The following is a 26,140-nucleotide window of genomic DNA, read 5'->3' as shown; positions in this document are numbered from 1 at the left end:
AGAATTAAAATATTGTTTTGTCGTTTTTATAATAATTAACCAAGACGTGTTTTAATCGTTATATTTTGATAAATTTCACTGAAAACATCAATATAAAACGAATTATTAACCTACAATGGAGTTCTATTAGATAAAAGAACACAACTTTTAATTACATAGTCTTCAAGTTTACTAATTTACTCAACACTTAAATTAAAAAGTCACTATCTATATTATATGAACTATGAGTGATTTACATTTCATAACTTTTTTTATTTTTGAAATACATTTATAATCAATAATTTTAATCACCTTTTTCTCTATTTTCTTCCTAAAAAATTCTTTCGTAATATAATTTTTAAAGTAATAAAACATAAAGAGGATGGTAGTCTAGCAACTAACACCATTGCCAACCTGCTTACTTTTAAAAAGTAAGTAAGGTGGAATGCTAGGAAGTGAAAACTTTAACATGTTTAAATTTTTATTTCTCTTTTTTATTACATAGAAGAGGTATATTATGAAAAAATTATTTACAAGCGAATCGGTTGGAAAAGGACATCCAGATAAGGTATGTGATCAAATTTCTGATGCTATTTTGGACACATACTTAATGGCTGATCCATATTCAAAAGTGGCAATAGAAACTTTAGCAAGTGGTCATACAATAGTTATAGCCGGTGAAGTTTCAACTAATGCAGAAGATATAGATGTAATTGCTATAGCAAAATTTGTTTTACATGATTTAGGCTATTTGACACCACACACAAAGTTTATAACTGACATTAGAAAACAAAGTCCTGATATTGCTCAAGGCATTGATTTAAAAGATGGTCAAATTGGAGCAGGTGATCAAGGGCTTATGTTTGGTTATGCAACTGATGAAACTAAAGAACTTATGCCTTTAGCAATTATGATAGCTCATAAATTAGTTGAAAGAGCAGAAAAATTAAGAAAAAACGGTTCATTTAAATGAGCTGGTTCAGATATGAAAAGTCAAGTTACGCTTGACTATACAGATCCAAAACACACAAAAGTTGATACAATTTTAATGTCAATTCAACACAGTGAAAATTTTGAAAAAGATGTCTTTAACCGATTTGTAAAAGAACAAATTATAAAACCGGTAATTTACCAATATGGCTTTGATACAGTTGAAAACAGAATTTTGATAAATACTACAGGTAATTTTGTAATAGGTGGTCCTGAAGGAGATACTGGACTTACTGGTAGAAAAATTATAGTTGATTCATATGGTGGTTATGCTCACCATGGTGGTGGAGCTTTTAGTGGAAAGGATGCTACCAAAGTTGATAGAAGTGCAGCATATGCAGCTAGATGAGTTGCAAAAAACATAGTAGCTGCTAAATTAGCTAAAAAAGTTGAAATTCAAATAGCTTATGCAATTGGTGAACCAAAACCAGTTTCAATTTATATAGATACTTTTGGAACATCAAAATATGACAATGATTTAATTTCACAAGCTGTTCAAAATGTTTTTGATCTTACACCTAAAGGTATAATTGAAGGTCTGAAATTGAGAAGACCAATTTATTATGCAACCGCTGCTTTTGGGCATTTTGGAAGAGAAGAAAAAGATTTCACCTGAGAAAAAACCGATAAAGTTGATGAATTAATTAACGCAATTTCACAACTAAAAAAATAATTTAAATTTATGGAAACGAAAATTAGCCAACATATGGCTATTTTCTTAAATAAAAAATTATTGCATTATATTATTAAAATGTATAATATAAGATAATTATGCAAAAGAATAAAATTGTGCTTGCATGTCAAGAATGCAAAAGAAAAAACTACTCAACCAATAAAAGTTCTGGTAACCAGGATAGAATTTCGGTCAAAAAATATTGTACTCAATGTAAGGTTCATACAATGCACAAGGAAGAGAAATAATGAGGAAAAACAAAGAATTGGTAGTTCCTAAAAAGGAAAGAAAAAAGAAGTATTACTTTCGAAAATTTGTTTTAGATATCAAAAGAGTTAGATGACCTTCAAATAAAACTAATTGAAGTTCATTAACCAAGATAATTATTTTTACATTAATTGTTGTGGGATTTGTTTTTGCTATAACAACACTATTTGCATATATTTGAGCCAAATTAAAAATTGGTCTATAGGAGATTACAAGATGTATAAGTTTAATTGATATATGGTTTCAACAGTATCCGGAAAAGAAGATAGAGTTGTTGAAGCACTTAAAAACCGTATAATAGCAGAAGAAGTTAGTCATTCATTCGATTCAACAGCTACTGAAAATGGGGCTTTTAAAATTTTTAAAAAACCTGTTTTAACACCTAAAGAAGCAGAAAAAAAATTAAAAGGTGAAGAATACAAAATAAAATGGGCTAACATGTACCCAGGATATATTTTTATCAAAATGGATATGACTGATGAGGCTTGATTCGTTATCCGTAATACTCAATTTGTTACAGGATTAATTGGTTCAAGTGGTAAAGGAGCTAAACCAACACCAGTTCCAGAAAAAGAAATTAGAAAATCTTTAATTCAAGAAGATAAAGCACTGGAAGACTATAAAACAGGTAAATACTTAGTTGAATTTAAAGCTGACGAAATAGTTGAGGTTATAGACGGACCTTATCAAGGTGAAAAAGGTCCTATTCTAAGTATTGATCATAATAAACAAACAGCGATAATTGAATTGGAATCTTTTGGAAAAAAAGTACCTGTTGAACTTGAATATAAATTGCTAAAATCAGATAAATAACTTTTACAAAAAAGTTATTTTTTTCATTTTTTTTACTTATTTTTTAAAAAATAAAAATTCTGAAAATTGAATAATTTATTTTAAATATTAATGTAAAATAAAAAAATAAAAACGCGTGCGTATATTTTAAACAATAGGAGGTTGTATATGAAAATAAATTTAAAACTTCAAATTTTTAAAGAATGATTTAAAAGACAAAGAAACTTAATTAATATTTTAAAGTTAGTAATTATTGTTGCTCTATTTGCATTTAACATGGCGCTACTTGTCAAATTCGATAAATCATTTTTTAGATTTGGAGTAGAAAGAAATCCGTTGTATTATGTGTTATTTACTAACTCAGAAAAATGGTATCAAGCGAATGTCGTCTCGATAACTTCTTCATTGATTTTTTATATAGTGATAGTTTCTACATTATTAAAGAATTCAATTAACTTAACAGAAAGTAAAAGTAATGCAAAAAAATATTTACCTATTTATTTAATTTATCTTTTCTTTTCTATTGGACTTATGGCTACATTTTTTTCACTTGATAAATTGCAAAAATTCATAAATCCATTATTTGTTGTTGCAATAGTTGCATTTGTATATTTACTTTTAAACATAATAAATGTTTTTATCAAAAGATTTATTAATGCTAATAAGTTATATCCAATGGATTATCAAAAAACATCAATAATTTTAATAACATACATATTTAGATTTATCTTATATTTCTTAATAGCTTTATTAATTTACTTTTGAACTGATTTATTAATTGGAAATGAAGCAATTGATCAAAACGCAACAATTATAAACATAAAATCGTTCTTTAAAAAAGGAACTGTAATTAGTACTTTTGCATTTACAGTTTTAATAACATTAGTAATCGTTTTACTTCTCGGTTCAAATCTAGATACTATTTACAGATTAATCAAAAAAGAAAACGTTTCAAGAAAATATAAAGTTTATGCAAGTTTTGCATACACAATATTGGCAACATTAGTAATTTGAATATTTATGCATTTTCCAAGAATATCAAATAACTTATCACTAATAAAACCAACAGTAATTAACTTTGAACTTCTGGTATTCCCGATTATTTTATTAGTTTTATTTGCTGCATTAGTTTTAATAAATACTACAAAAATTATTAAAACACCAATCTACCAAAGATTAACAAATTTACTATTTGTTTTAATAACATGAATAGTAATATTAGTTTTTGAACTACTAAATAAAAACAATTATTGAATATCTCTAGGTTCAATACTAATAGCAATTTTAACAACAGGATTGGTAGGAATTTGAGAAATTAAAAATCCTAAAAATACTGCAACGAATCTATATATGCTAATTGCTTTAATATATTTTGTTGTAATAGCAACATTTATTAATGCATTTAGTTTAGATTTATTTAATAATGGAAATTACATCTACTTGATGAAACATTATCAATTAAAAGTGTCAGATATTATAAATATATTAATTGTTGTATTAGCCTTGTGTATAGTTGTTTACAACTCAACTACAATAATAAAAGTTGCATTTATAAAAGAAAAATCAATAGAAAAAATCACCATTGATGGTGAACAACAAAGTAATATTAATCTAAAGGAAATTAAGGAGTAACCATGTTTAAAAAGAACAAACAAACAAATGAAGAAATTTTCAACGACCAACAATATAACCAATATTCAAATGATAAACAATTTATATCGTTTGAACAATTAACTAATAACGCACTACTAATTAATAATATTTCAAGAAGTTCAAATGCTTACCAAGAACTTCTTGAAAAATTTAACTTAGTAATATCTAAAAAACTTGAAGTAGTTTATAAATCTTTTACTATTTCATGATTAACAAATAAAAGATTTACCAAAGTTAATTTAATCCCTGTTCTTCTTGAACATGAAACACAACATGTTGATAATATTAACTTATCAAACACACAAGACCCTGAATTAGGAAAATACTTTGAAGATTTAAATCTGCTTATTGAAAAACTTTTATTTGTAGATTACAAAAAAGTTGAAGTTTTTCCAAAAATAATTGTTTATGCTTCACAAGAAACAAATACATTAAAAATTGCTTTTGATGAATCGGTAGCTAAATAATGGATTTAAGAAAATTAGTACAAAAAACTGTTGTATTAAATAACGCAAAAACCGTTTTAGAAGTTGAGAAAAGTTTATCTCTTTTAACAATTTTTAAATTATCTAAACTTCTAAATGCTAACCTAGCAAGAAGTAATCTAAACAAAAGCAATATAGAATACGTTTCTAGATTAATTGATTACAATAACGTTTTCTTTGTAAAAAAGAATAGAAACATAAAACCTAATATTTGAATCTATTTAACTGAAGATGAAAAATATGAAGTAGATGGTTATTCAAGATTTGAAAAAGTTATTCTTCAAAATTTAAAAACCGACGATCTTTTAATAACAATTGGTAAAAGAGCAAAAGAATTTACAGAAAAAAATAACTTAGTGACTTACAAAAGTTTTGATAATGCTCAAAGCGACAATATAATTAATAATGTTGTGTCTTTAATTATTAAAAATTATTCAACAGGAAAATTTGATTTTGTAAAATTTGTTCTTAACACAACAAAGTTACATAATAAATACATCGATATTTTACCTATTCAAAATATGGATGAAAGCTTCCTGGGATACAATGAAAACAAAACAAATGATTTAACTAATAAATTTGTATATCCAAATGCCGAAATTTTTGTACAAAATGAAATTCACAACTATTTAATTTATGTTGTGCAATCACTTTTTATTGAATCATCATTTTATACAGCAAAAAATAAACTTGTTTCTGAAAACCAATTATTAAATAAAATTGACGATGATATTTTTATTATAAAAAGAAAAATAGCAAGAATTAAATCAGAAAAACAAATTGAGGAAATTGTTATGTTATCTAAAAACAAAAGTTTTGTTCAGTTAGAAAAAGGTAATGATGAAAAATAGAACAATCTCAAAATTTAGCAAAATAACTTTTATTAGCATCAGTAACACAACATTATCACATTCAAATGCATCACTACACATTAATAAATCCTTAATTGATGAATGAAGTGTTTTAAATAAAAATGCAACAGGTTCTTTTTCATATGCATTAATAAGAATTGATGAAGAAGGAAATAATGAATATGTATACTACTTGTTAGAAAATGCAACAATTTATTCAAATGAGCAAGACGTGCAAATTGTTGTAAATAAATTACCTGAACCATACTTGTCATCAGCAAAAATTTCTAAACTTGATGATAAATTAAACTCAAAACTCAAATCAAGAATTAATAAACTTAAAGCCTTTGATGAACTTGGGCTTAATTTATCAAGTAACTATGATGTATATGAAATCGAAAAAGAAAACTATAAATTGGAAGCAATAAGAAACTTTCAATTAGTAAAGGAGTAAAATGAAAAAGAAAAACAAATTATTAATTCTTGGCTCTTTATCAATCATATCTCCTGTGCTATTGTCTCTTTCTGTTTCAACAACAATATCTAATAACGAACATAATTCAATAGTTAACAAAGCTGTTATGTATAAAGAAGGAACAACTCCATCAAATCCGACAGATCCTAAACCGGTTACTCCTCCTAAACCAAAACCGGTAAATGCAGTTGACTTTGGTGATTTCGATAAAGCTTTTGACGAATCACTTAAACAAGAACTTTTAAAAATAAAAGAAAACTTTAAACTTATGGTTGACGCAAGATTAGATGAATTAGGGAAGGACAACGATTTTCCAACACCAGAAAAATTCGAACAAATTCTTTACGCAAGGGCAATGAAAGAATTCTTAACAACTAAATTCGATAAGTTAATGACATACAAAGAACTTTTTGATAGCGGATATAGAATGGTCTTTCCTAAAATGTATGGAAATAGTAAAAACATTACTCTTGTAGCAGTCAAATATAGAGGAAATGATTATAATCCTGTAGGAATCGGTGAAGGCAATCCTTATGATTATAAGTACTTAATTGATGATAAACCAGTCCTTAAAGATAAAGATGGGAATGAAGTTAAAAACTTAATTAATATTGATCCAAAAGAAGTTCCAGAAGTAAATGCTAATTCAAAAGCTGAATACATCAAATTAGTAACCGATTACTTACAGCACTTTGGAAAAGCACTTCAAGATATTTTCTTCAATAAAAACGATGCTCCTAAATATGGAAAAGATTTCGAAATAGCAATTGACAAAATCAACACATCTATAGGTTTTTACAACATCAAACCTCTTAAATATGCTTCATGAGATGAATATATTGCAGAAAAAACAAAAATTCGTTTTACAGAGTTTGACTTAGAGGAGAACGTAGCTTATCATCAGGAACAACAACAACAAAACCAACCTCCTATTGTTCCACCTGCACCAGCTGATTTTTTCCCAGAAACAACTGAGCCAGCTAAACCAATTAATCCAAACATTGAAAACATAGCTCCACTTGAACCTTTATTAAATCCTGTAAATTTAACTAAGGACGAGTTTGAAAACGACTACAAATCAATGGCTGCTGGTTATGATTCAAACCCTGCTTTACTTGAACAAAAATCGAAAAAATGATTTTATTTTAACAATCCAATTAATATAAGATATAACTACCAAGTTACTAAAATTGTTCCAAACGGTAAAAAATATATTGCAACCGTTTTAATAACAGATAAAGCTAACTCAAGTACAAAAAGATTTTATAACCATGATCTCGATTTTAAAAAATATAGCTACTCAAGCGGAATGTCAAGATATGTAATTTATGAAGAATTTAGAAGAATATTTGAAAGCATCTATGGAGCTTTTAAATTAGATGAAAAACTTAATTACAATGAAATTCCAGATCAAAGTCTCAGAATAGACTTATTCAACGCAGTATATTTAGCCATTAAAACATTTGAGCTTAAAGAATTTGAGAATGAATATGAAAAACTAGCTAACAAAGTAGGAAATTCAAATGGATATAGCAATGCACTTGAAAATTCAAATGCAGTTAAAGTTGAAGAGTACAACCAATATTTAAGAAAACATACAAAAGCTTTGGTTTCTAGATTTCTTGAAGCTAGAGGAATAAGAACCGGTAGAGATGTTAAGGAAGATAAACCAAGAACATTTTGAGAATTCTTAAGTAAATCACTTGAATATGTTATAAATGGAGAGCCTTTTAAGACATCAAAAGGTGATTACAGAATACTAAAATTAAGACAATATTTAGAAGACAAAACATGAGAACCTAAGTTTAAAACATTCTTTGATTTGTACAAGAAAAATAACATAAAGATATCTGAAACATTTAGCGATTTACAAACAAGAACTGTTAATTTAAGAAAAATATCTAATCAGTTTTTAGTTTCTATTGACGATAGAATTAAAATGATTACTGATGTTTATGATGGTTTTTATAACCACGCTTCATTGTTTAGATTAGTTGATGAAGCAGGACAATATAAAGTTATTAATGATGATAATAAAGATAAAAAAGAAGAATATGATAAAAAAACTTTACCTATACTTAAAGATCTGCAAAATCGTCAAGACAATATACAAAAAGATAACTTTGCAAGAAATACAACATATTCCGTATTAGCCTTGCTTACAGCACTTTTTGGATCATTTCTTGTAATAGCAATGTTCATAATAATGAAAAAGAAAAATATAAAAATAAGTAAAACAATTATTTCTATAGCAAGCATAATTTCAATTATTGCCCTTGCTGCATTTATAAGCATTTTACTACTAATGATTGGAGTTTTATAATGAATAAAAAAATAATAATAATTGAAATTCATGACTATATAATCAAAGTTAAGGGTAATGTTGACTTTGCACAAAATCAAAAATTCGTTTTAGCAAAGAATAAAAATGCAAATGCTATTTTAATAACAGCAAACAATGACGAAGCCTATTTACTTGTATCAGCAAACGCTGGAAGTTATGAAGTTGGGGATATTTTAGTTCCTACGGATGATACCGAAGTTGTTACAACATCAAATAATTTTTATGGAAAAATTATTGACATTCACAACAATATAATTTGACCTGAAAGCAGTTTTTTTGAACAAAAACCTGAATATTTTGGGGATGCTAAGATATTTGGAAAAACACATAATTTAATGAGTGTTAAAACATTAAATAAACAACTTTATACAGGATTAATAATGGTTGACTTACTTGTACCAATTGGAAAAGGACAAAGAGAAGCAATTATAGGTAATAGACAAACAGGTAAAACTCATATTGCACTTAATACTATAATTAACCAAAAAACAGATAACGTAAAATGTATATATGTTGCTATTGGAGCTAAAAAACAAGAGCTTTCATTAATTTATAAAACACTTAAAGAAAATGGGGCTCTTAACTATACAATAATAGTTAGCGCCTCAGCTAATTCACCATATGAACAATATTTAGCACCATATGTTGGAATGGCTCACGCTGAAAACATTTCAGCAAATGATGATGTTTTAATAGTATTCGATGATTTGACAAAACATGCTAATATCTTCAGAGAAATTGCATTACTTGTAGATAAACCAGTCGGTAAAGAGGCTTTCCCTGGTGATATGTTCTTTACTCACTCAAGACTACTTGAAAGATCAGGAAACTTCGTTGGAAGAAAAACAATCACAGCATTACCTATTGTTAAAATAATTGATAATGATATTACATCTTTAATAGCTTCAAATGTTATATCAATTACTGATGGTCAAATTGTTACAAATTCAGATATGTATGCAAGCGGTAAAAGACCAGCAATCGATATTAACCTTTCTGTTTCTCGTACAGGTTCATCAGTTCAATCAAAAACATTAACAAAGATTTCAGGTGAAATGGCTAAAATTTATAAAGCTTATAGAAGACAAATTAAATTAGCTTCACTTAAATATGAATTGAATAAAGAAATGTCTGTATTATTAAATCAAGGTAAAATGATCGAAACAATGTTTAATCAAAAAGGTTTTTCATACTTTAGCCCAAATATACTTTTATTAACAACTAAGTTAATTCATTGAAATGTTTTTAAAGATATGAAAGACTTGCAAGTAGCACTTAAATTCTTAGATAAAATGATTATAAAAGATGAAACAACCAAAAAAGTATTTATAAATATTTTGAGTGGTGAAATCAACGATGAAGACTTAACTAAAAACTTCTTTAAATCACTATTATTAGACTTTTCTAATCTAAATAATTTAGGTTGAAAAATTAAGGTTAAATCAGAATTCCTAAAAACTGATAAGCAAATCATTGAAGAAATTTCAAATCAATTGGAGGTAAAATAATGAACGGTATTATAACAAGCATATCTACTGACGTTGTTAGCGTTAAGTTCAAAGTTGGTGCAATGCCTAAAACTAATAATGTTTTAACAATGCATAACGGTAAAACATTATTACTAGTTAAAAGTGCTATTGATGAAAAAACTGTAACAGCAATAGTTGTTTATAATGTTGCTCCAATAAAAATAAATGAAGAAGTTTATGACACAGGAAAAACATTCATGGTTCCAATTGGAAACGAAGCAAAAGGACACGTTTATGACTTTTCAGGAAAAGTAATTGATTCACTTCCTGTAAAGGAACAAATAAGGTATGTTGAAATGAATACAACTATACCAAAGCAAAATATAGTTAAGGTTAATCAAGAAATACTTGAAACCGGAATTAAAGTTATTGACTTTTTTATCCCAATATTTAAAGGATACAAACTTGGAATATTTGGAGGAGCTGGAGTTGGTAAAACTGTTTTGATGAAAGAAATTATTTTTAACACATTAAAACAAAACAATACAGATTCATCAATCTTTATCGGTTCTGGAGAACGTAGTAGAGAAGGTATTGAACTTTATGAAGAATTAATAAATTCAAAACTTATGAACAACTCAATGATGTTCATTTCTAAAATGAATGAATCACCTGGTGCAAGAATGAACATAGTTCCAATAGGAATTACATCAGCTGAATATTTAAGAGATATTCAAAGAGAAAATGTTTTGTTATTTATAGATAACATTTATCGTTATATCCAAGCAGGAAATGAAGCAAGTGCTTCACTTGGTAAAAAACCAAGTATTGGTGGATATCAATCAACTCTTGATAGTGATGTTGCCACAATTGAAGATCGTTTATTTGCAAACGAAAACGGTTCAATTACTTCATTCCAAACAGTATTCTTACCAATGGATGATATATCTGACCCTTCTGCTGTTGCTATCTTCAACCACCTTGATGCAACATTGGTTTTAAGTAGAGAATTGACATCAAAAAATATTTTTCCGGCAATAGATCCAATTTCTAGTTCATCAAATACATTAGATGAAAAAGTTTTGGGTAAAGCACACTATGATGCTATTATTGAAACTAAAAAAATACTTAAAAAATATGAAGAACTCGAAGATGTTATTTCAATCTTTGGTGTTGATGATTTAGACGAAGAAAATAAAGAAATAGTTCACAAAGCGCTTCAACTACAAAACTTCTTTACACAAAACTTCTTTATGACTGAACACTTCACAAAGGAACCCGGAGTTTATGTTCCGATGGAAGAAACAATAAAATCTGTTATTAAGATTCTTGATGGTAAATATATGAAACAAAGCCCAGAAATATTCTCTTATGTTGGTGGAAATAGTTCAATTCCAACTGATGAAGAATTAGGTTTGAAATAATATAGAAAAAATAGCCCAGGGATGGCTATTTTTATTATTCATTTAAAATATTTGGAAAGAAATATAAATTTAATTAAAGAATTTTTATTAAAAAAATAGAAACTTTGAAACAAACATAGAAATGAGAACAAACATTTCAGACAAAAAAGAGTGAATATGTTTAAGGGTTTATTATAATAGATATATAATTAATAACAATTTTATATAAGTGATTTTTTATTTTATGATAGATTTTTTTTATGATTTTTTATAATTGATTTGTGTACCTTGCGGTACATCATTATTATACCCCATATTTATGAAAATATTTGTTTATTTATATAAAATTTTCATAGATTATTTTCATTATAATATAGTATGATATTACTTATATATTGAAGGAGTAATATGTCATTAAAAGCAGGAATTGTAGGTTTACCTAATGTTGGAAAAAGCACACTTTTTAGTGCTTTAACAAAAAAACAAGTTGAAGCTTCTAACTATCCTTTTACCACGATTGAGCCAAATATTTCAACAGTTGCACTTAAGGATGATAGACTTGACAAAATATCTCAACTTGTAAAACCAAACAAAATAATTCATGCAACTTTTGATTTTGTTGACATTGCAGGTCTTGTTCAAGGAGCATCTAAAGGTGAAGGACTTGGTAATAAATTCCTAACCAACATCCGTGAAGTTGATGCAATAATACATGTTGTTAGATGTTTTGAAGACAAAGGAATTATCCACGTTAATAATTCAATAAACCCACTCAGGGATTTGGAAGTAATTAATTATGAACTAATACTAGCCGATTTAGAGACTTTAAATAATGTAATTAACCGTATAACAAAGAAGGCTAAAAGTGGAGATAAAGAGGCAATTTTTGAATATAACGTTGCACTAAAAATTAAGGAAAATCTTGAAAAGGAAACTTCAGCTAGAGATATAGAATTGAGCGATGAAGAATTAAAGGCTATTAAGTCATATCAACTTTTAAGTCTAAAACCAATGATATATGTAGCTAATTTGTCTGCTGAACAACTTCAAAATTTAGAAGATCCTAATTCATGGTTTTATAAGTTAAAAAACCATTTTAACAACAAGGTAAAAGTAATTCCTATTTGTGTTCAAGTAGAATCTGAACTTGTCTTAATAGACGATGAGAAAGAAGCCAAAGAGTTTCTAGGTATATATAATATTGAAACTTCTGGTTTAGATTTATTAACAAGAAATGCTTTTGATCTACTGAGACTTGAAACTTATTTTACCGCAGGTGTTCAAGAAGTAAGAGCATGAGTATATAAAAAAGGTACTGCTGCTCCGGGCGCAGCAGGAATTATTCATAGCGATTTTGAAAATAAATTCATAAAAGCTGAAATAATTTCATATAATGATTTTATTAATTTTGATGGAGAACAAGGAGCAAAAACTGCCGGTAAACTTCGTCAAGAAGGAAAAAATTATATAATGAAAGATGGCGATATTTGCCACTTTAAATTTGGAAAGTAATTTCCATAATGGGAGTTTAGCATATTGGCTATGCACCAGTCTCCAAAACTGTTTTAAATGGGTTCGATTCCTATAACTCCCGCCAACAATGACTAAGGTCATTTTTTATTTTAATTACTTATATTTATCAATAAATTCTATTTCTAAAAAGTTTATGATATAATAACAAAGCCATTAGAACAATAACATCGTAACCCGGTCAGGGCGTGATTGCAGCAGCCGCATCGAAACGTGTTGTGTCTAGTGGTTTTTTATAAAAATAATATTTTGTTTATTTATTTAATAAAGATTAAAAAAATGCTAAAATATACATAGTGTGGTCGCGTAGCTCAGCTGGATAGAGCACGAGCCTTCTAAGCTTGTGGTCGGAGGTTCGAATCCTCTCGTGATCGCCATTTTTTTATTCTTTTTTTGCTATCTAACTGATTTTTATTGTGCAATTTTTTTCATATTTGTGGAAATTTTCCACAAATATTATGATAAGATAATAACATGAAAACTATTTCTTATAAAGACATTTCTCGCATAGCTAATGTGTCCATTTCTACAATAAGTAGATATTACAATAATGGTTATGTTTCAAAAAAAACTAAACAAAAAATCGAAGACGTAATTGAAAGGTATGAGTATTTTCCGAATCATGGAGCAAGATTAATAAGAGGAAGAGATAATTCAATTTTTATTGTTATGCCTGATTGACCTCAAAATTCATATGCAACAATTGCTAATGGAATTGTGCAAGCGGCAAAAAGTCATGGTAAAAAAGTTAACATAACATTTACCGAAACAACAACAAGAGAATATATTGAATCGATTAGATATTTATTATCTTGAAGACCTACATCTATGGTGCTTTTTGTTCCTGAATATAATGAAGAATTATTTGACTATTTAAGAACAATTGAAGATACATCAATCGTAATTTTTGGCCACGAAGTTAAGGGACTGAATTGAATTAAAACTGATGATACAAACGCCTTTTATGTATTGACAAAATCATTCCACTCATCAATTAAAGATAATCAAAAAATGCTTTTTGTGGTAGATAAAAAACTTAACGATACGCTAATAGAAGATAGAAAATCTGGTTTTATTAATGCTTGTCATGAACTTGGAATTGAATTTGATTTTTATTATTTAGAATCAAAAACCAAAAAGGTAATAAGTGAGTTTATTAGATATACAAAAAAAGAAAATATATCTAATATTATTTGTTCAACACATGAAGTTTTTATAGCGTTAAGTGTTCTCGGAGATAAAGGTTTAAGATTAACAGATATTGGTTATCAATCAGTTTATGATTATATCCAAACATATAAAGCTAAAATATTTATTGACTATGCATATATTGGAATTGAAATAGAAAAAATGATATTAATTAATAGTTCTGAAGGTAAGTTGCAATCTAAATTAATAAGGGCTAAAATAATTAAATAATATGATCAAATTAGGAAGTCACATTTCTTTTACATCACCACGTTATTTAGTAGGTGCTGTTGAAGAAAGTTTAGATAATGGGGCTAATGTAATGATGATATATCTAGGGGCTCCTCAAACAACAAAAAGAGTTGATGTTGAACGTTATAATATTAGTCAATATCAACTCTTTTATAAAGATAAAATAGCTCCTGAAGATATCATAATTCATGCACCATATATAGTCAATCCGGCAAATCCTCTTAAATGAGAATTCTCTGCTAATTTCTTGGTTGAGGAAATAAATAGAATGAACAAAATAGGAGCTAAATATCTAGTTTTACACCCAGGAGCTTATACAACTTTTGATAGTGAGGGTGCACTTAATACGCTTGCTAATAGCTTAAAATGGATTTTAAACAAAACAAAAGATGTAGTAATTTGTTTAGAAACAATGTCTGGTAAGGGTACTGAAATAGGAATTACATATGAACAAATCATGTATCTTATTAACAATGTTAACTCAGATAGAGTTGCAGCTTGTTTAGATACATGTCACATTTGAGATGCAGGTTATAACATCAAAAACTATGATGAATTTAAAACACAACTAAAAGCAAGTGGGTTGTTAAAACACATAAAAGTTATTCACTTAAACGACTCTAAAAATGACCTTAACTCTCATAAAGATAGACACGAAAATGTTGGAGTTGGGTTTATAGGTTTCGAAACACTACAAAAAGTTGTTTATGATAAAGATTTTGATAATATTCCTATAATATTAGAAACCCCATGAGTAGATAATAAACCAATTTATAAAGAAGAAATTGCCAGACTGTTAGATAAGAAATAATTAAAATATTGCACATTTTGCAATATTTTTTTAAAATTTATTTGTGTGAATTTTTTATATCAAAAATTACACATTTTAGTGAGTTAGTAATCAAAAAACGTAAGTATATAAAATTATGATAATGATTAATATATACTTATTAGGCTACCATACAAGTATTTTAGAAAATAAGAGACAATTTATTTGGTTGAAATTATTTTTAAATTTATCATTATTAATAAAATTAATATCATAATTAGTAAAATCGTTTTTAGCAAGGGTTTTCATTATTACAATATTTAGGTTATTTTTTCTTAATTTGTAATTTCATTGTAATTTTTCGTTGCACTATCTTTATCTAAAAATTTATTTGATATAGAGAAAATTATTTGCGAATTACTTGAAATAATTTAGATTAATATTTTTTCTTTTTTTATTATCAACAGAAATATTTGTATTTGTAGATTTTACTATACTCAAAGCATTTACAACTTTGTTTGATGTGTTTATTAATTTAAACATTTTTTCTCCTTATAATATTTTAGTCTTATTATAAAAATTAATCTATATGCTTGAATTTTAATTAAGTATAAGTTTTATTAATTCATAAAGAAAACCCAACTCTTAAAAAAAGAATATTGGTACTTTACTTTATGAACGAATAATGATTAATAGAAATGAATATTATTTTCCATAATATTTTTTTTATTGTATAATTAACAAGAATTATGAAAAGGAGCTTAAAAAATGGCAAGAGAAGGTTACACACTACAATGTACAGTTTGCAAAATGGAAAACTACATTAGTAAAAAGAACAAAAAAGCTCACCCAGAAAAAGTTGAGTTAAACAAATATTGTGCTAAATGTAATGCACATTCATCACACAAAGAAAAGAAATAATCTTTGTATAAATAATTTAAGAATGTTCAAGAAATTGAGCATTTTTAAATTATTATTAATGAACTTAAATATAATTTTAATATGAAAAAAGACGAATTACTTTATAGCACCGAATGAATTGATATGTATAAAACAAAACATGGTTTTATATATTGTCAAAGAAAAGGAATCAACTCTATAGCTGCACTTGTATACAAAAAAACAAATGAAGGTTTTTTGTTCCTGGTTAGATATCAACCTTTGCCTGAAATAGCAGATAAAAAGGACGATTTTGAGCCTTATCCTTGTTCAATTACAGGAACTATTGAAAATAATAAAACAACCTTGCAAACAGCCATAAATGAAGTTTGAGAAGAAGGCGGAATAAAGGTTTCAAATAAAAACTTAAGAGCTCAAAATCAATATGTAGCAACAACACAAAGTAATGAAATAGTTTATGGATTTCTTTTTGAAGTAGATTCGAAAACAGAACAAAATAACAATAATTGTGATGGAAGTATTTTTGAGACAAAAAGTTTTAATGAATGACATACTGAACAAGAAGTACAAAAAATAATATCAAACAAATTGCATCACTCATCGCTAGCTGAACTTTATCTTCTTTTTAAAATTATTGGTAATAAATAAAAAAACATTATAAGAATAAAGTTAAAAATTTGTGTAAATAATTTATTACTAATCAATAATATTTTGATTATGTTTTTTATTATTGTTTATAATAGAAATAACTATTATTATAAAAGGAGAGATAAAAATGGATAAATCAAGACTAAATAAAATGTTTAACGAACTTAAGGTAGAGGCACTAGTTTCAGAAGCTCCTCAAACAAGATTATGATATTCAAATGTTCAAACAACAGATGGTTACATAATAATAGAACCAAAAAAAGCAACACTTTTTGTTGATGGAAGATACATTGAATATGCTCAAAACAAAGCAAAAAACGTTGATGTTAAACTCTTAACAGCAACATCAATGAAAGAATGATTTAAAGAAAGAGCATTTAAATCAGTTGCTTTTGAAAGCAATTATTTAACAAAAGATTCTGAAAATTATTTAACAAAAATAATAAATCCAAAAGAAGTTAAATGAGTAGATGGTCAAGTTCTTAGAATAATTAAGGATAAAGAAGAAATTGAAACAATGCAAAAAGTTGTTGATATATCTCTATCAGCATATGATGAATTATTAACATGAATTAAACCGGGAATGACTGAAAAAGAAGTAGCTGCATACTTAAACTACCTACTTAAGAAACATGGTGGAGACAAAGAAAGTTTTGATGAAATAGTTGCGGCTTCTACTTCATCAGCTGAACCACACCATCATCCAACAGATAAAAAACTTGTTGAAGGTGAACTGCTTAAAATTGACTTTGGTGCCTTATATAAAGGATTTTGTGCTGATATAACAAGAACACATGTTCTTGGTGGAGAAGATAAAGTTAACAATCCAAAATTATTAGAAATTCTTAACATTGTTAAACAGGCAGCTAAAAAAGGTAGAGATATTGTTAAACCAGGAATTAAAGCAAGTGATGTTGATAAAATATGTCGTGATTACATTGAGGCAGCTGGTTATGGCGAATATTTTGTTCACTCAACTGGACATGGTTTAGGTATTGATATTCATGAATTGCCAAGAGCTTCAAAAAATGATCATACAATTTTAGAAGAAGGAATGATAATAACTGTTGAACCAGGAATTTATATCGAAGGACTTGGTGGGGCAAGAATTGAAGATGACGTCTTAGTTACTAAAACAGGGCGTTATGTATTTTCAAGACCAGATGAAAGATAAAATAAAAAATCATACCGTGGTATGATTTTTTTTACTTTTTGGTTCTAAGTAACTTTAATTTAAGAAAAATCTTTCTCATTACTAGATGTCTAATTAAAAAGTTAGTTAATCTAAATCTATCTGCGTTATTTTTTTGTTCAAGTTCAATAGTTAACGAATTTGTTAAGAAATTGTAATATATTATAAAGTTAATTCCAGATGATGTTATATAACCGTTTATATAATAAATGTTGTCTCTTCTGAAGTTATAGTTAATAATTTCCATTATTTTATCTTTCTTAGTAATGTTCATGTTTAAAGGAAATGTACATTCTACTTCATTTATTTTTGAAGTGTCAAGTTTAATTGATTTTGTAAGTTTTGAGTAATTCGAATAAATTTCTAAACTTTGGTTATATTTATAGTTAAGCAAATCATTTTTATTTTTGTAATTATTCAATAATATAACAAGCATAATAATAAAACTTGTGTTATTTAAATTAAGATTGTTTTTAATTCCGCTTGAAAATTGGAAATTAGAATAATTAAATAAAACATTTTCTTCTGCAATATATTCGTTTTCATATATATGTTTAATGTGATAATTATCTAAAAGAGTAATTATTTTTTTACTTGCATTAGGTGGTAAAACAACCTTTCTATCAAGCATATTATTTTTTTTCCAAAACGAAAACATAAAATCTATAAAAATAAAAGCTATTGAATCCTGCCCAAATTTTTTTAGCGAACCATTTATTTTTAAATAAATTTCAAGCATGTTTCTTTGGTCACAAATAAAAAATAAATCCGGACTTTTTTTTGTGATTTTTAAAATATTTAGAAAGTTAAAAGCACCTTTTACCAAGTCTCTTCCCAACATATTTTTAGATACATTATTGAATTTAAAACCTAAATTTCTAATAACCTTTGTAAAAATTTCATATTGCAATTTATCATAAAAGTTTCCATATATAAATAAATTTTGAGTGTATGAAGGAAATTTTTCAACATAAATTTTTACTAATTCTTCAGACAAATGACTAGTTATTTTTTTTAGACTTGTTTGATCATATGAAAGCATAACTTCATCTAATTTAACTGTTTCATAGGTAAATATGGAATTAATTATGGATGTATAAACATCCTTATCAACTAGTTTTCCATTATTTTTAAAGAGTTTAATTTTACCATGTAAATTATCAACTTCATTCATAATAAATATTGAACAATCAAAGTTTTGACTATCAGCAACAGTTCTTATAATGTCTTCATTTATATTTTCATCAAAACCATTAGATAAAACTTTATGACCATGGAAATTAAAAGTTTTTATTAAATGTTCTTTCCAAGAATTAGGAAGAGTTTTGTCCATACCAACAAAGACATTTTTCTTCATCCCAAGACCACTAGAAATAATTGAACAAATGGTACTTAGGGTAAAAAGATTAAATGATGAATAACCAAATTCATCACTAAATTCTATAAAACCATTATAAATAGAAGGCTTGGTTAAAAATGACTCTTGCACATTTTCCCAATCAGAGTCTATTGTTTTTAAATCACCTAAAATATTAAGGTCATTTTCATAAAATTCAAATCACTTTTTAAGAATTACATATTTATCTATTTGCATATGATAATTTTAAAATATTTATTGTTTTTTAAAAATAAAAAACGGATAACCGTTTCTTAATTATTGTCATTGTCAATATCCAATAAATCTCTAGGATCAATAGTAATTTCTTGAGTTAAAGCTTTTTCTAATTCTTGTTCATTTTTAACTATTTCAACAGCAATAATTTCATCATTATCGCGAAGGTTAATTATCTTAACACCCTTTGTTGCTCTTGATGTTACCGAGATTTGAGAAATTAATATTCTAATTGTTGTACCTGCTGCAGTAATAATTAAAGCTTCATCATTTGGTTTAACAAATTTAGCAAAAATTAAATCTCCTGCTTTATCTGCATTAATTGCAGTTACACCCTTACCACCACGCTTAATTAATCTAAATTCTTCACTTGGTGTAAGTTTTCCAAATCCTTTTGTTCCTATCGAAAGAATGAAATCACCGTCTTTATCTGAAGAAGCTGTAAGAACTTTTTTGCCTTCAGCTAGTGTTATTCCACGAACACCAAATGAACTTCTTCCTAATGGACGTAAGTCATTTGAAGAGAATTTAACAACATTTTTACCGTTTGATGCAATAAGAATTTCATTTCCATCCTCAACAATAAATGCATTTACTAAGTGATCATTTTCTCTTAATTTAAAGGCATATTTACCGTTACTTCTAATTGATTCATATTGAGAAATTTGTGTTTTCTTAATTATTCCATTTTCAGTTACAGTAACTAAGTATTGCTCATCACTATAAGTTTCAACAGCTAGTAATGAAACAACTTTTTCACCCTCTTTTTCATTCAATGAAGGAATTATGTTTATAAATGGAGTCCCTTTAGACTGTTTAGAACCTTCAGGAATTTGGTGAGCTCTTATTCTATAAACTCTTCCTAAGTTTGTAAACAACATTAAATCAGTATGAGTTGTTGTTTGAAGAATTGTTGAAATATCATCATCAGCATAAGTTTTCATTGTATTTACACCAATACCACCACGATTTTGAACGTTATAGTCATCAAGTTTCATTCTCTTAACGTATCCCTTAACACTTGTTGTAATAACAATTGTATTAACGGGAATTAAATCTTCATCACTTATAGAACTTATAGCTGATTCATCAATTTCTGTTCTTCTCTTATCACCATATTTTTCTTTAATTATTTCTAGTTCATCAACAATTAAATCAATAAGTTTTTCTCTTGATTCTAATATGCTTCTGATATAAGAAATTTCTTTATTCAACTCATCGATTTCTTGGTTCATTTTTTCAATATTTAATCCAGTCAAACGACGTAAACTCATATCAAGTATTGCTTTTGTTTGTTTTTCAGTTAAATTAAATCTTGTTCCAAGTCTTTCTTGTGCTATCGCATCGTTTGCTGATGTTTTAATAATTTGAACTACTTCATCAATGTTATTGACAGCAATTTTTAAACCATCTAAAATATGTAATTTATCAAGTGCTTTTTCTAAATCGAATTTAAGTCTTCTTGTAACAACTTCAATTTGGTGATTTAAATAAATATTTAAAATTTGTTTTAAATTAAGTAGTTTCGGTTCACCATTTACTAGTGCAACTAAGTTTGCATTAACATTTGTTTGCAAATATGATTTTTGAAATAATTTATTTAATAAAACATGAGGGTTAAACCCTTTTTTAACATCAATAACAATTCTTATTCCTTCACGGTTTGATTCATCTCTTAACTCACCAATACCTTCAACAACTTTGTCTTTGTGAAGTTCAACAATTTTTTCAATAATTGTTGTTTTTTTAACTGCATAAGGAATTTCAGTAACTATAATTCTTGATTTTCCATTTGCAAATTCTTCAATTTTTGTTTTTGAACGAACAGGGATTTTTCCTTTCCCAGTTTCATACATATCAAGTATTCCTTTAACGCCAAGAATTGTAGCGCCAGTGGGGAAGTCTGGTCCTTTAATATGTATCATTAATTCTTCAGTAGTAATTTCATTATTTCTTGCAAAAGCAATTGTTGCATTAATTGTTTCACTTAAGTTATGAGGAGGAATTTCCGTTGCCATACCAACAGCTATTCCTGTTGCACCTGAAACTAGTAAATTTGGAAATCTAGAAGGTAAAACAACTGGTTCTAATTCACTGGCGTCATAGTTATCTACAAAATCTACGGTGTCTTTTTTAATTCCGTCTAACATTTCAGAAGCTAATTTGCTCATTCTAGCCTCAGTATAACGCATAGCCGCAGCTGAATCACCATCTATAGAACCAAAGTTACCATGACCATCTACTAATGGGTAACGCATTGAGAAATCCTGAGCTAATCTAACCATAGCTTCATATACAGAACTATCACCATGTGGGTGATACTTTCCTAAAACATCCCCAACAATACGAGCACTTTTACGATGTTGTGAAGAATAAGTAATTCCTAGTTCTAACATATCATATAAAATACGACGGTGAACCGGTTTCAATCCATCTCTTGCATCTGGAAGAGCTCTGGAAACAATAACACTCATTGCATATTCAAGGAATGAGTTTTTCATTTCATTGTCAACTCTAACTGGACTTAATCCTTCAAACGATTCAAGAATAAGCTGTGATTGAACTTTATATTCTTCTTTATCTTGAGGAGCAACCTCTTCTTCTTCAACAGGTTTTTGAACAACTTTTTTCTTGAAAACCATTCTATTGTTTTCTTCGTATTCATACTCTTGATCAAGTTCTAGTGAAACTTTTTTTTCTTCAGTTTCAAGTTTATTTTTATCTTTATTTTCACTCATTAGATACCTCTACTAACTATTATTTATATTTTACCAAAAAATAAATTTAAGTTATTTCATTATTTTAAATATTTTAAATAAAATCTACATATCTATCTTGAAAAAAATATTAATTTATTTAAATAACTAACATTAACATTAACTTAAGTACTATAAAAATAATTGCCTTAGATTTATTTAATTGTTTTAACTAGAAATTTTTTAATTTAACTTATTCACAGCCTAATATGAAAAAAAATAAAAAAACAACTAATTAGTTGTTGGTTTTTTTGCTTCTAAATAATTAATATTTTTTCCAACTTGTGACCATTTTAATTCATAGCCTGTTTTTTCATTTTTTTCATTATATTTACTGTTATGTAAATCATTAGTAAGTGCATTAATTTTTCAATTATTTTCGTTGAGTGATTCAACTGAAAAATTAAAAAATTCGTCGTTATCTGTCTTAACTTTAAGCGTTCCGTTTTCATTTAATATTTTTGCATATTCAGTTAAAAAATCCTTGTGTGTAAGTCTTCTTTTTTCATGTCTTTTCTTTGGTCAAGGATCGCTAAAAGTTAGTCACAATTCATTAACTTTTCCTTCAAAAATCTCGCTCAATTTATTTGCATCTTCACAAATAACAAATAAATTTTTTAAACTTAATTCATCAATTTTTTTTATTATTTTAGCCGCAACAGTTTGATACTTTTCTAATGCATAAAAAGTTATGTCTTGATTTTTTAAAGCTAATTGACTAATCATTTCACCTTTTCCTGCACCTATTTCAATAATGCAATTCTTATTAATTTTCACAGGAAATTTATTTAAAAAATAAATTGAATTATTTAACTTATCACCTGCACTTTTATCGTTTCTTAATCTCATAGATTTAATTTTAACACATAAAAACACAAGCAATAATGCTTGTGTAAATAATTTAAACTATTTTTAGTACCTCTTCTTTAGAAGATTTTTTACCTTCTAAATTATTTCTTTCAATATGGATTATTTCGATTTTCTCATTAGCCCTTGTGTGTTCACCACGTTTTTGACCACGTCTAAAACCTTTTATTAAGCCTTCTAGTTCTTCTAGTGAATTTGCATTTGCAATTATTTCTTGGCTAGCAACTAGTTTTGCCTTGTATTTGTACATTAATACCTCCATAATATTTTGATACATAATTATTATAACATTATGGATATGTAATTGGAAAAATTGCAATAAATTCCCATATTTTTTTTATTGTATATAACTTTTGGGTAATATAAATTATATTTAACAACTATTTTTGAATATACTTTAAAAAGCCTTTATAATTAATGAATAATGAAGATAATTGCTGACAACAAAAAAGAGAGAAGAAATTATGAAATTTTTGAGCTTTACGAAGCAGGAATTGTGCTTGAAGGTTGGGAAGTTAAAAGTGCAAGGGCTAATAAAGTTTCATTAAATAATTCTTATTGCTCAATTAATAAAGAACAAATGTGGCTTAATGAAAGTCATTTTAGTCAGTACATGTTGGTAAAATGCAACGAAGTCAGAGAACGTAAGTTATTACTTCATAAAGAGGAAATAAAAAAAATTAAGTTCAAATGTGAAAGTAAACAACTTACTATAATTCCAACCAAAATATATTTCAAAAAAGATAAAATAAAAGTTGAAATTGCATTGGCAAAAGGACTTAAGAAATTTGATAAGAGAGAGAAAATAGCTAAAGAAGAAGTTCAAAAAAATATCAAGAAAAAAATAATGAATGCTTTAAGATAAAAAGTTGAAAGGGGGTATGAATGAAAAAATCAAATAAAGGGTTAATTATAGGATTATTACTTTCTGGTGGATTGATTTTGGCTGGTGCTGTTGGTGCTTTTGTTTATATTTGACCAACAATTCAAAGAGAGTTCTTTAATGCTGGTAAAAAAGGTAATGAACCTTCTGGATCAGGAAATATCTTAGGCGGTGATAAAAATTCAATTATTCATAAAGATGACATGGATGAAAAATCAATAGATTTAAATAAAATTAGTTTTGTAAATTATCCAAAAAATCCAACAATGACCGATGATGAATATAAAAATTACATAGATAATATGAATATTTATTTCAAAGAAGAGACTCAAAAGATTACCGAACATGAAGATACAGAAGCTGGATATAAAAATGTTTTTTATAGACAATATGTAGATCCTATAACTCATGTCGCAATTCGTGATTATGCATATCATTTTAATGAAGATACAAATGAAAAAAGATATTTTTTAGGAGATAACGGATTAATTGCTCTAGCTATAGAATTTAGAAAAAAAGTAACATTTGGACCAGAAGTTGAAATGTTAAAAGCTATAAATATTAATGATTTTAGAATTATAACTTCCGAATCAAAGGGTTTATATATACCACTCAATAGATCAATATATATTAATACAATTTGAGGAATTGAAAAAGGAATTGATATTTTTTCAAAAACACAATTAATTCTTCCAACACTTTTCCATGAATATATGCACCATTGAGCTACTTGTTATGCAGAAGTTGGAGATAATAGAGTTAGCGAAGATAGAAGTTTCAATATCTTTAAACAACAAGTAAAAGATCCGCTTGTATTTAAAGAAAACATTGTTCACATTAATGAAGATAATATTTTAAATAAAGTTCCTTTCACAACAAAAATTGCATATTATGGTAATAGTAATTCCTTAAATCTAGGATACTGAAACTCTAGTTTTGTTAATAATTTTTACAAGACTTTAAATTATGATATACCAGTAAAATATAATGATATTCCAACCGCAAATAACTATGTAAAAAATAGTTTTAAACCAGATTTTGCTTTTAGAAAATTCAGTATTAATGACCTTTGAAATTATTCTAATGCAGACAGAAGTCTCATGACTATAGGTGAATACGACAAATTAACAAGAAGATTTGTAAATGAAGGTGATATTAAATTTACTTCATACAGTTCTTTTGGTTCATCGCAGAAAGGATATACACCTGAGCAAGTAAAATACTATTATTCAATGACTGAATTAGTACCAAGAGAGTGGTCTAAATTTACATTTGATTCTGAATTTGATAATACAAAAGTTGTTAAATTTAAAGGTTCAAATTACAATAAAAATAAATGAGCTTTAAGTTGATCTGGTTTATACATAAAAACAAATGATCAGATATTATTTTACCCTTCTTCAGTAGCGGACGATTGAGCCAAAGTTTATTTGATGGATATTTCAACGGTAAATTCTGATTCTGTTGGTCCTTACAATGCAAGTTCAAGAGATTTGGTTTATCCAAATACGACTGATTCATTAACTTATTCAGCGTGAGAGACAATTCAAAATAATAGCGACACAAATAAAATAAGAAAAGAAAATCGTGATATAGCATTTTATGAAAACTTTTTAAACGCAATGGGATATGGAAAAACTATTTCTCAAATAATGTATAAAAACGGAACAAAATGAATCAACTATAAAAACGGAGAAATAGAAACAAGTCAAGATTCATTTAGCAAAATAAAACTAATGGGTTATTTACCGAATAATAGCCAATATAAAGGTTTTGTTTTTGCTAATAAAAACGGAAAAAACGAACTTGTTAAATTCTCAATAAATCCTTTTAATGATTTCTTTAAAGGAAGCAAGTCAAAATATGAAGCAGAAGTAACAAATAATATGGCTTACAAAAGTTATATAACTCAAACTTACATTGACTTTAACACACTCGATTTAGAAACTCCAATAAAATATTGAATTGATAAAAATGGAGATGGAAATCTAGATGAAAACGAAATCGAAAACGGTGAAATAACACTACCTACAAGCCGATATGTTTCAACATTAGCAAGTTACAATTACAATAATAGAGATAATAAAAATTTCAAATGATATTCATTATCAAAAGATAAAGAAAATAATGTTAAAATATTATTTAAGAAGCTCCCAAGGTAA

Annotated in this window: 24 protein-coding genes, 2 tRNA genes and 1 other RNA gene; 22 read left to right on the top strand and 5 right to left on the bottom strand. The window is 26.9% G+C overall.

Annotated elements, in window-relative coordinates; translation table 4 throughout:
- Positions 1-496: 496 nt before the first annotated feature.
- The 17 genes from metK (at position 497) to MCRO_RS00470 (ending at position 15,162) form a co-directional block, all read left to right on the top strand.
- Positions 497-1,642, top strand: coding sequence for a methionine adenosyltransferase (gene metK, locus MCRO_RS00540; RefSeq protein WP_013054455.1), 1,146 nt, complete (start codon positions 497-499; stop codon positions 1,640-1,642).
- 98 nt (positions 1,643-1,740) lie between these two features.
- Positions 1,741-1,890, top strand: a complete 150-nt coding sequence (gene rpmG, locus MCRO_RS04025) for a 50S ribosomal protein L33 (RefSeq protein WP_083757850.1) — start codon at positions 1,741-1,743, stop codon at positions 1,888-1,890.
- Positions 1,890-2,114 (top strand): preprotein translocase subunit SecE, encoded by a 225-nt coding sequence (gene secE / locus MCRO_RS00535; protein WP_013054320.1) that lies wholly within the window; start codon positions 1,890-1,892, stop codon positions 2,112-2,114. The genes rpmG (MCRO_RS04025) and secE overlap by 1 nt, the downstream gene beginning before the upstream one ends.
- 11 nt (positions 2,115-2,125) lie before the next feature.
- Positions 2,126-2,722 carry a transcription termination/antitermination protein NusG gene (nusG, locus tag MCRO_RS00530; RefSeq protein ID WP_013054218.1) on the top strand — a complete coding sequence of 199 codons (597 nt, stop codon included), beginning with the start codon at positions 2,126-2,128 and terminating at the stop codon, positions 2,720-2,722.
- A 147-nt stretch (positions 2,723-2,869) separates the two neighbouring features.
- Positions 2,870-4,333, top strand: a complete 1,464-nt coding sequence (locus MCRO_RS00525) for an MSC_0624 family F1-like ATPase-associated membrane protein (protein ID WP_013054138.1) — start codon at positions 2,870-2,872, stop codon at positions 4,331-4,333.
- A gap of 2 nt (positions 4,334-4,335) precedes the next feature.
- Positions 4,336-4,821, top strand: a complete 486-nt coding sequence (locus tag MCRO_RS00520; protein WP_013054248.1) for a DUF2714 domain-containing protein — start codon at positions 4,336-4,338, stop codon at positions 4,819-4,821.
- A complete protein-coding gene (locus tag MCRO_RS00515; protein ID WP_013054337.1) occupies positions 4,821-5,690 on the top strand; it encodes an MSC_0622 family F1-like ATPase gamma subunit in 870 nt (289 codons plus the stop codon). Before MCRO_RS00520 ends, MCRO_RS00515 begins: the two co-directional genes overlap by 1 nt.
- Positions 5,680-6,144, top strand: coding sequence for an MSC_0621 family F1-like ATPase epsilon subunit (locus MCRO_RS00510; protein WP_013054778.1), 465 nt, complete (start codon positions 5,680-5,682; stop codon positions 6,142-6,144). Before MCRO_RS00515 ends, MCRO_RS00510 begins: the two co-directional genes overlap by 11 nt.
- 1 nt (position 6,145) lies before the next feature.
- Entirely contained in the window at positions 6,146-8,488 is a 2,343-nt protein-coding gene (locus MCRO_RS00505; RefSeq protein WP_013054687.1) for an MSC_0620 family F1-like ATPase-associated subunit, read from the top strand.
- Positions 8,488-10,017: an MSC_0619 family F1-like ATPase alpha subunit gene (locus MCRO_RS00500; RefSeq protein ID WP_013054274.1), complete on the top strand. Its 1,530-nt coding sequence runs from the start codon at positions 8,488-8,490 to the stop codon at positions 10,015-10,017. Before MCRO_RS00505 ends, MCRO_RS00500 begins: the two co-directional genes overlap by 1 nt.
- Positions 10,017-11,402, top strand: coding sequence for an MSC_0618 family F1-like ATPase beta subunit (locus MCRO_RS00495; RefSeq protein ID WP_013054227.1), 1,386 nt, complete (start codon positions 10,017-10,019; stop codon positions 11,400-11,402). Before MCRO_RS00500 ends, MCRO_RS00495 begins: the two co-directional genes overlap by 1 nt.
- A 387-nt stretch (positions 11,403-11,789) precedes the next feature.
- Positions 11,790-12,893, top strand: coding sequence for a redox-regulated ATPase YchF (gene ychF, locus MCRO_RS00490; protein ID WP_013054717.1), 1,104 nt, complete (start codon positions 11,790-11,792; stop codon positions 12,891-12,893).
- A 10-nt stretch (positions 12,894-12,903) separates the two neighbouring features.
- A tRNA-Trp gene (locus MCRO_RS00485) sits at positions 12,904-12,978 on the top strand.
- A 78-nt stretch (positions 12,979-13,056) separates the two neighbouring features.
- An RNA gene (gene ffs / locus MCRO_RS04020) (signal recognition particle sRNA small type) lies at positions 13,057-13,153 on the top strand.
- 58 nt (positions 13,154-13,211) lie between these two features.
- Positions 13,212-13,288: transfer RNA gene (locus tag MCRO_RS00480), tRNA-Arg, on the top strand.
- A gap of 97 nt (positions 13,289-13,385) precedes the next feature.
- Complete coding sequence (locus MCRO_RS00475) at positions 13,386-14,330, top strand: LacI family DNA-binding transcriptional regulator (RefSeq protein WP_013054610.1); 945 nt, start codon at positions 13,386-13,388, stop codon at positions 14,328-14,330.
- Between the two features lies 1 nt (position 14,331).
- Complete coding sequence (locus MCRO_RS00470; protein ID WP_013054434.1) at positions 14,332-15,162, top strand: deoxyribonuclease IV; 831 nt, start codon at positions 14,332-14,334, stop codon at positions 15,160-15,162.
- A 375-nt stretch (positions 15,163-15,537) separates the two neighbouring features.
- Here MCRO_RS00470 and MCRO_RS04220 read toward each other — a convergent pair whose 3' ends face one another.
- Entirely contained in the window at positions 15,538-15,663 is a 126-nt protein-coding gene (locus MCRO_RS04220; RefSeq protein WP_013054546.1) for a hypothetical protein, read from the bottom strand.
- A gap of 225 nt (positions 15,664-15,888) precedes the next feature.
- Here MCRO_RS04220 and rpmG (MCRO_RS00465) point away from each other — a divergent pair, with 225 nt between their 5' ends.
- The 3 genes from rpmG (MCRO_RS00465) to MCRO_RS00455 all read left to right on the top strand — a co-directional run bounded on the left by rpmG (MCRO_RS00465) (position 15,889) and on the right by MCRO_RS00455 (position 17,842).
- Complete coding sequence (rpmG, locus tag MCRO_RS00465) at positions 15,889-16,041, top strand: 50S ribosomal protein L33 (protein WP_013054705.1); 153 nt, start codon at positions 15,889-15,891, stop codon at positions 16,039-16,041.
- Between the two features lie 81 nt (positions 16,042-16,122).
- The gene (locus tag MCRO_RS00460) at positions 16,123-16,668 is read left to right on the top strand and encodes an NUDIX domain-containing protein (RefSeq protein WP_013054162.1); all 546 of its coding nucleotides are present in this window, start codon (positions 16,123-16,125) and stop codon (positions 16,666-16,668) included.
- A 127-nt stretch (positions 16,669-16,795) separates the two neighbouring features.
- Positions 16,796-17,842, top strand: a complete 1,047-nt coding sequence (locus tag MCRO_RS00455; RefSeq protein WP_013054651.1) for an aminopeptidase P family protein — start codon at positions 16,796-16,798, stop codon at positions 17,840-17,842.
- A 31-nt stretch (positions 17,843-17,873) separates the two neighbouring features.
- Here the strand turns inward: MCRO_RS00455 and MCRO_RS00450 are convergent, their stop codons facing one another.
- The 4 genes from MCRO_RS00450 to MCRO_RS00435 all read right to left on the bottom strand — a co-directional run bounded on the left by MCRO_RS00450 (position 17,874) and on the right by MCRO_RS00435 (position 23,345).
- Entirely contained in the window at positions 17,874-19,454 is a 1,581-nt protein-coding gene (locus MCRO_RS00450; protein WP_013054752.1) for an MAG5620 family putative phospho-sugar mutase, read from the bottom strand.
- A gap of 56 nt (positions 19,455-19,510) precedes the next feature.
- The gene (gene gyrA / locus MCRO_RS00445) at positions 19,511-22,210 is read right to left on the bottom strand and encodes a DNA gyrase subunit A (RefSeq protein WP_013054665.1); all 2,700 of its coding nucleotides are present in this window, start codon (positions 22,208-22,210) and stop codon (positions 19,511-19,513) included.
- Positions 22,211-22,459: 249 nt separating this feature from the next.
- The gene (trmB, locus tag MCRO_RS00440) at positions 22,460-23,077 is read right to left on the bottom strand and encodes a tRNA (guanosine(46)-N7)-methyltransferase TrmB (RefSeq protein ID WP_013054383.1); all 618 of its coding nucleotides are present in this window, start codon (positions 23,075-23,077) and stop codon (positions 22,460-22,462) included.
- Between the two features lie 52 nt (positions 23,078-23,129).
- Positions 23,130-23,345 (bottom strand): MAG6790 family protein, encoded by a 216-nt coding sequence (locus MCRO_RS00435; RefSeq protein ID WP_013054505.1) that lies wholly within the window; start codon positions 23,343-23,345, stop codon positions 23,130-23,132.
- 174 nt (positions 23,346-23,519) lie between these two features.
- Here MCRO_RS00435 and smpB point away from each other — a divergent pair, with 174 nt between their 5' ends.
- Both smpB and MCRO_RS00425 read left to right on the top strand, forming a co-directional pair.
- Positions 23,520-23,960, top strand: coding sequence for an SsrA-binding protein SmpB (smpB, locus tag MCRO_RS00430; protein WP_013054469.1), 441 nt, complete (start codon positions 23,520-23,522; stop codon positions 23,958-23,960).
- A gap of 20 nt (positions 23,961-23,980) precedes the next feature.
- Complete coding sequence (locus MCRO_RS00425; protein ID WP_013054241.1) at positions 23,981-26,140, top strand: MYPU_1760 family metalloprotease; 2,160 nt, start codon at positions 23,981-23,983, stop codon at positions 26,138-26,140.

It is taken from the genome of Mycoplasma crocodyli MP145, from assembly GCF_000025845.1.
Lineage (GTDB): Bacteria > Bacillota_I > Bacilli_A > Mycoplasmatales > Metamycoplasmataceae > Mycoplasmopsis > Mycoplasmopsis crocodyli.
The sequence above is the reverse complement of the archived record's forward strand: the minus strand, read 5'-3'. Positions and strand labels throughout refer to the sequence as shown.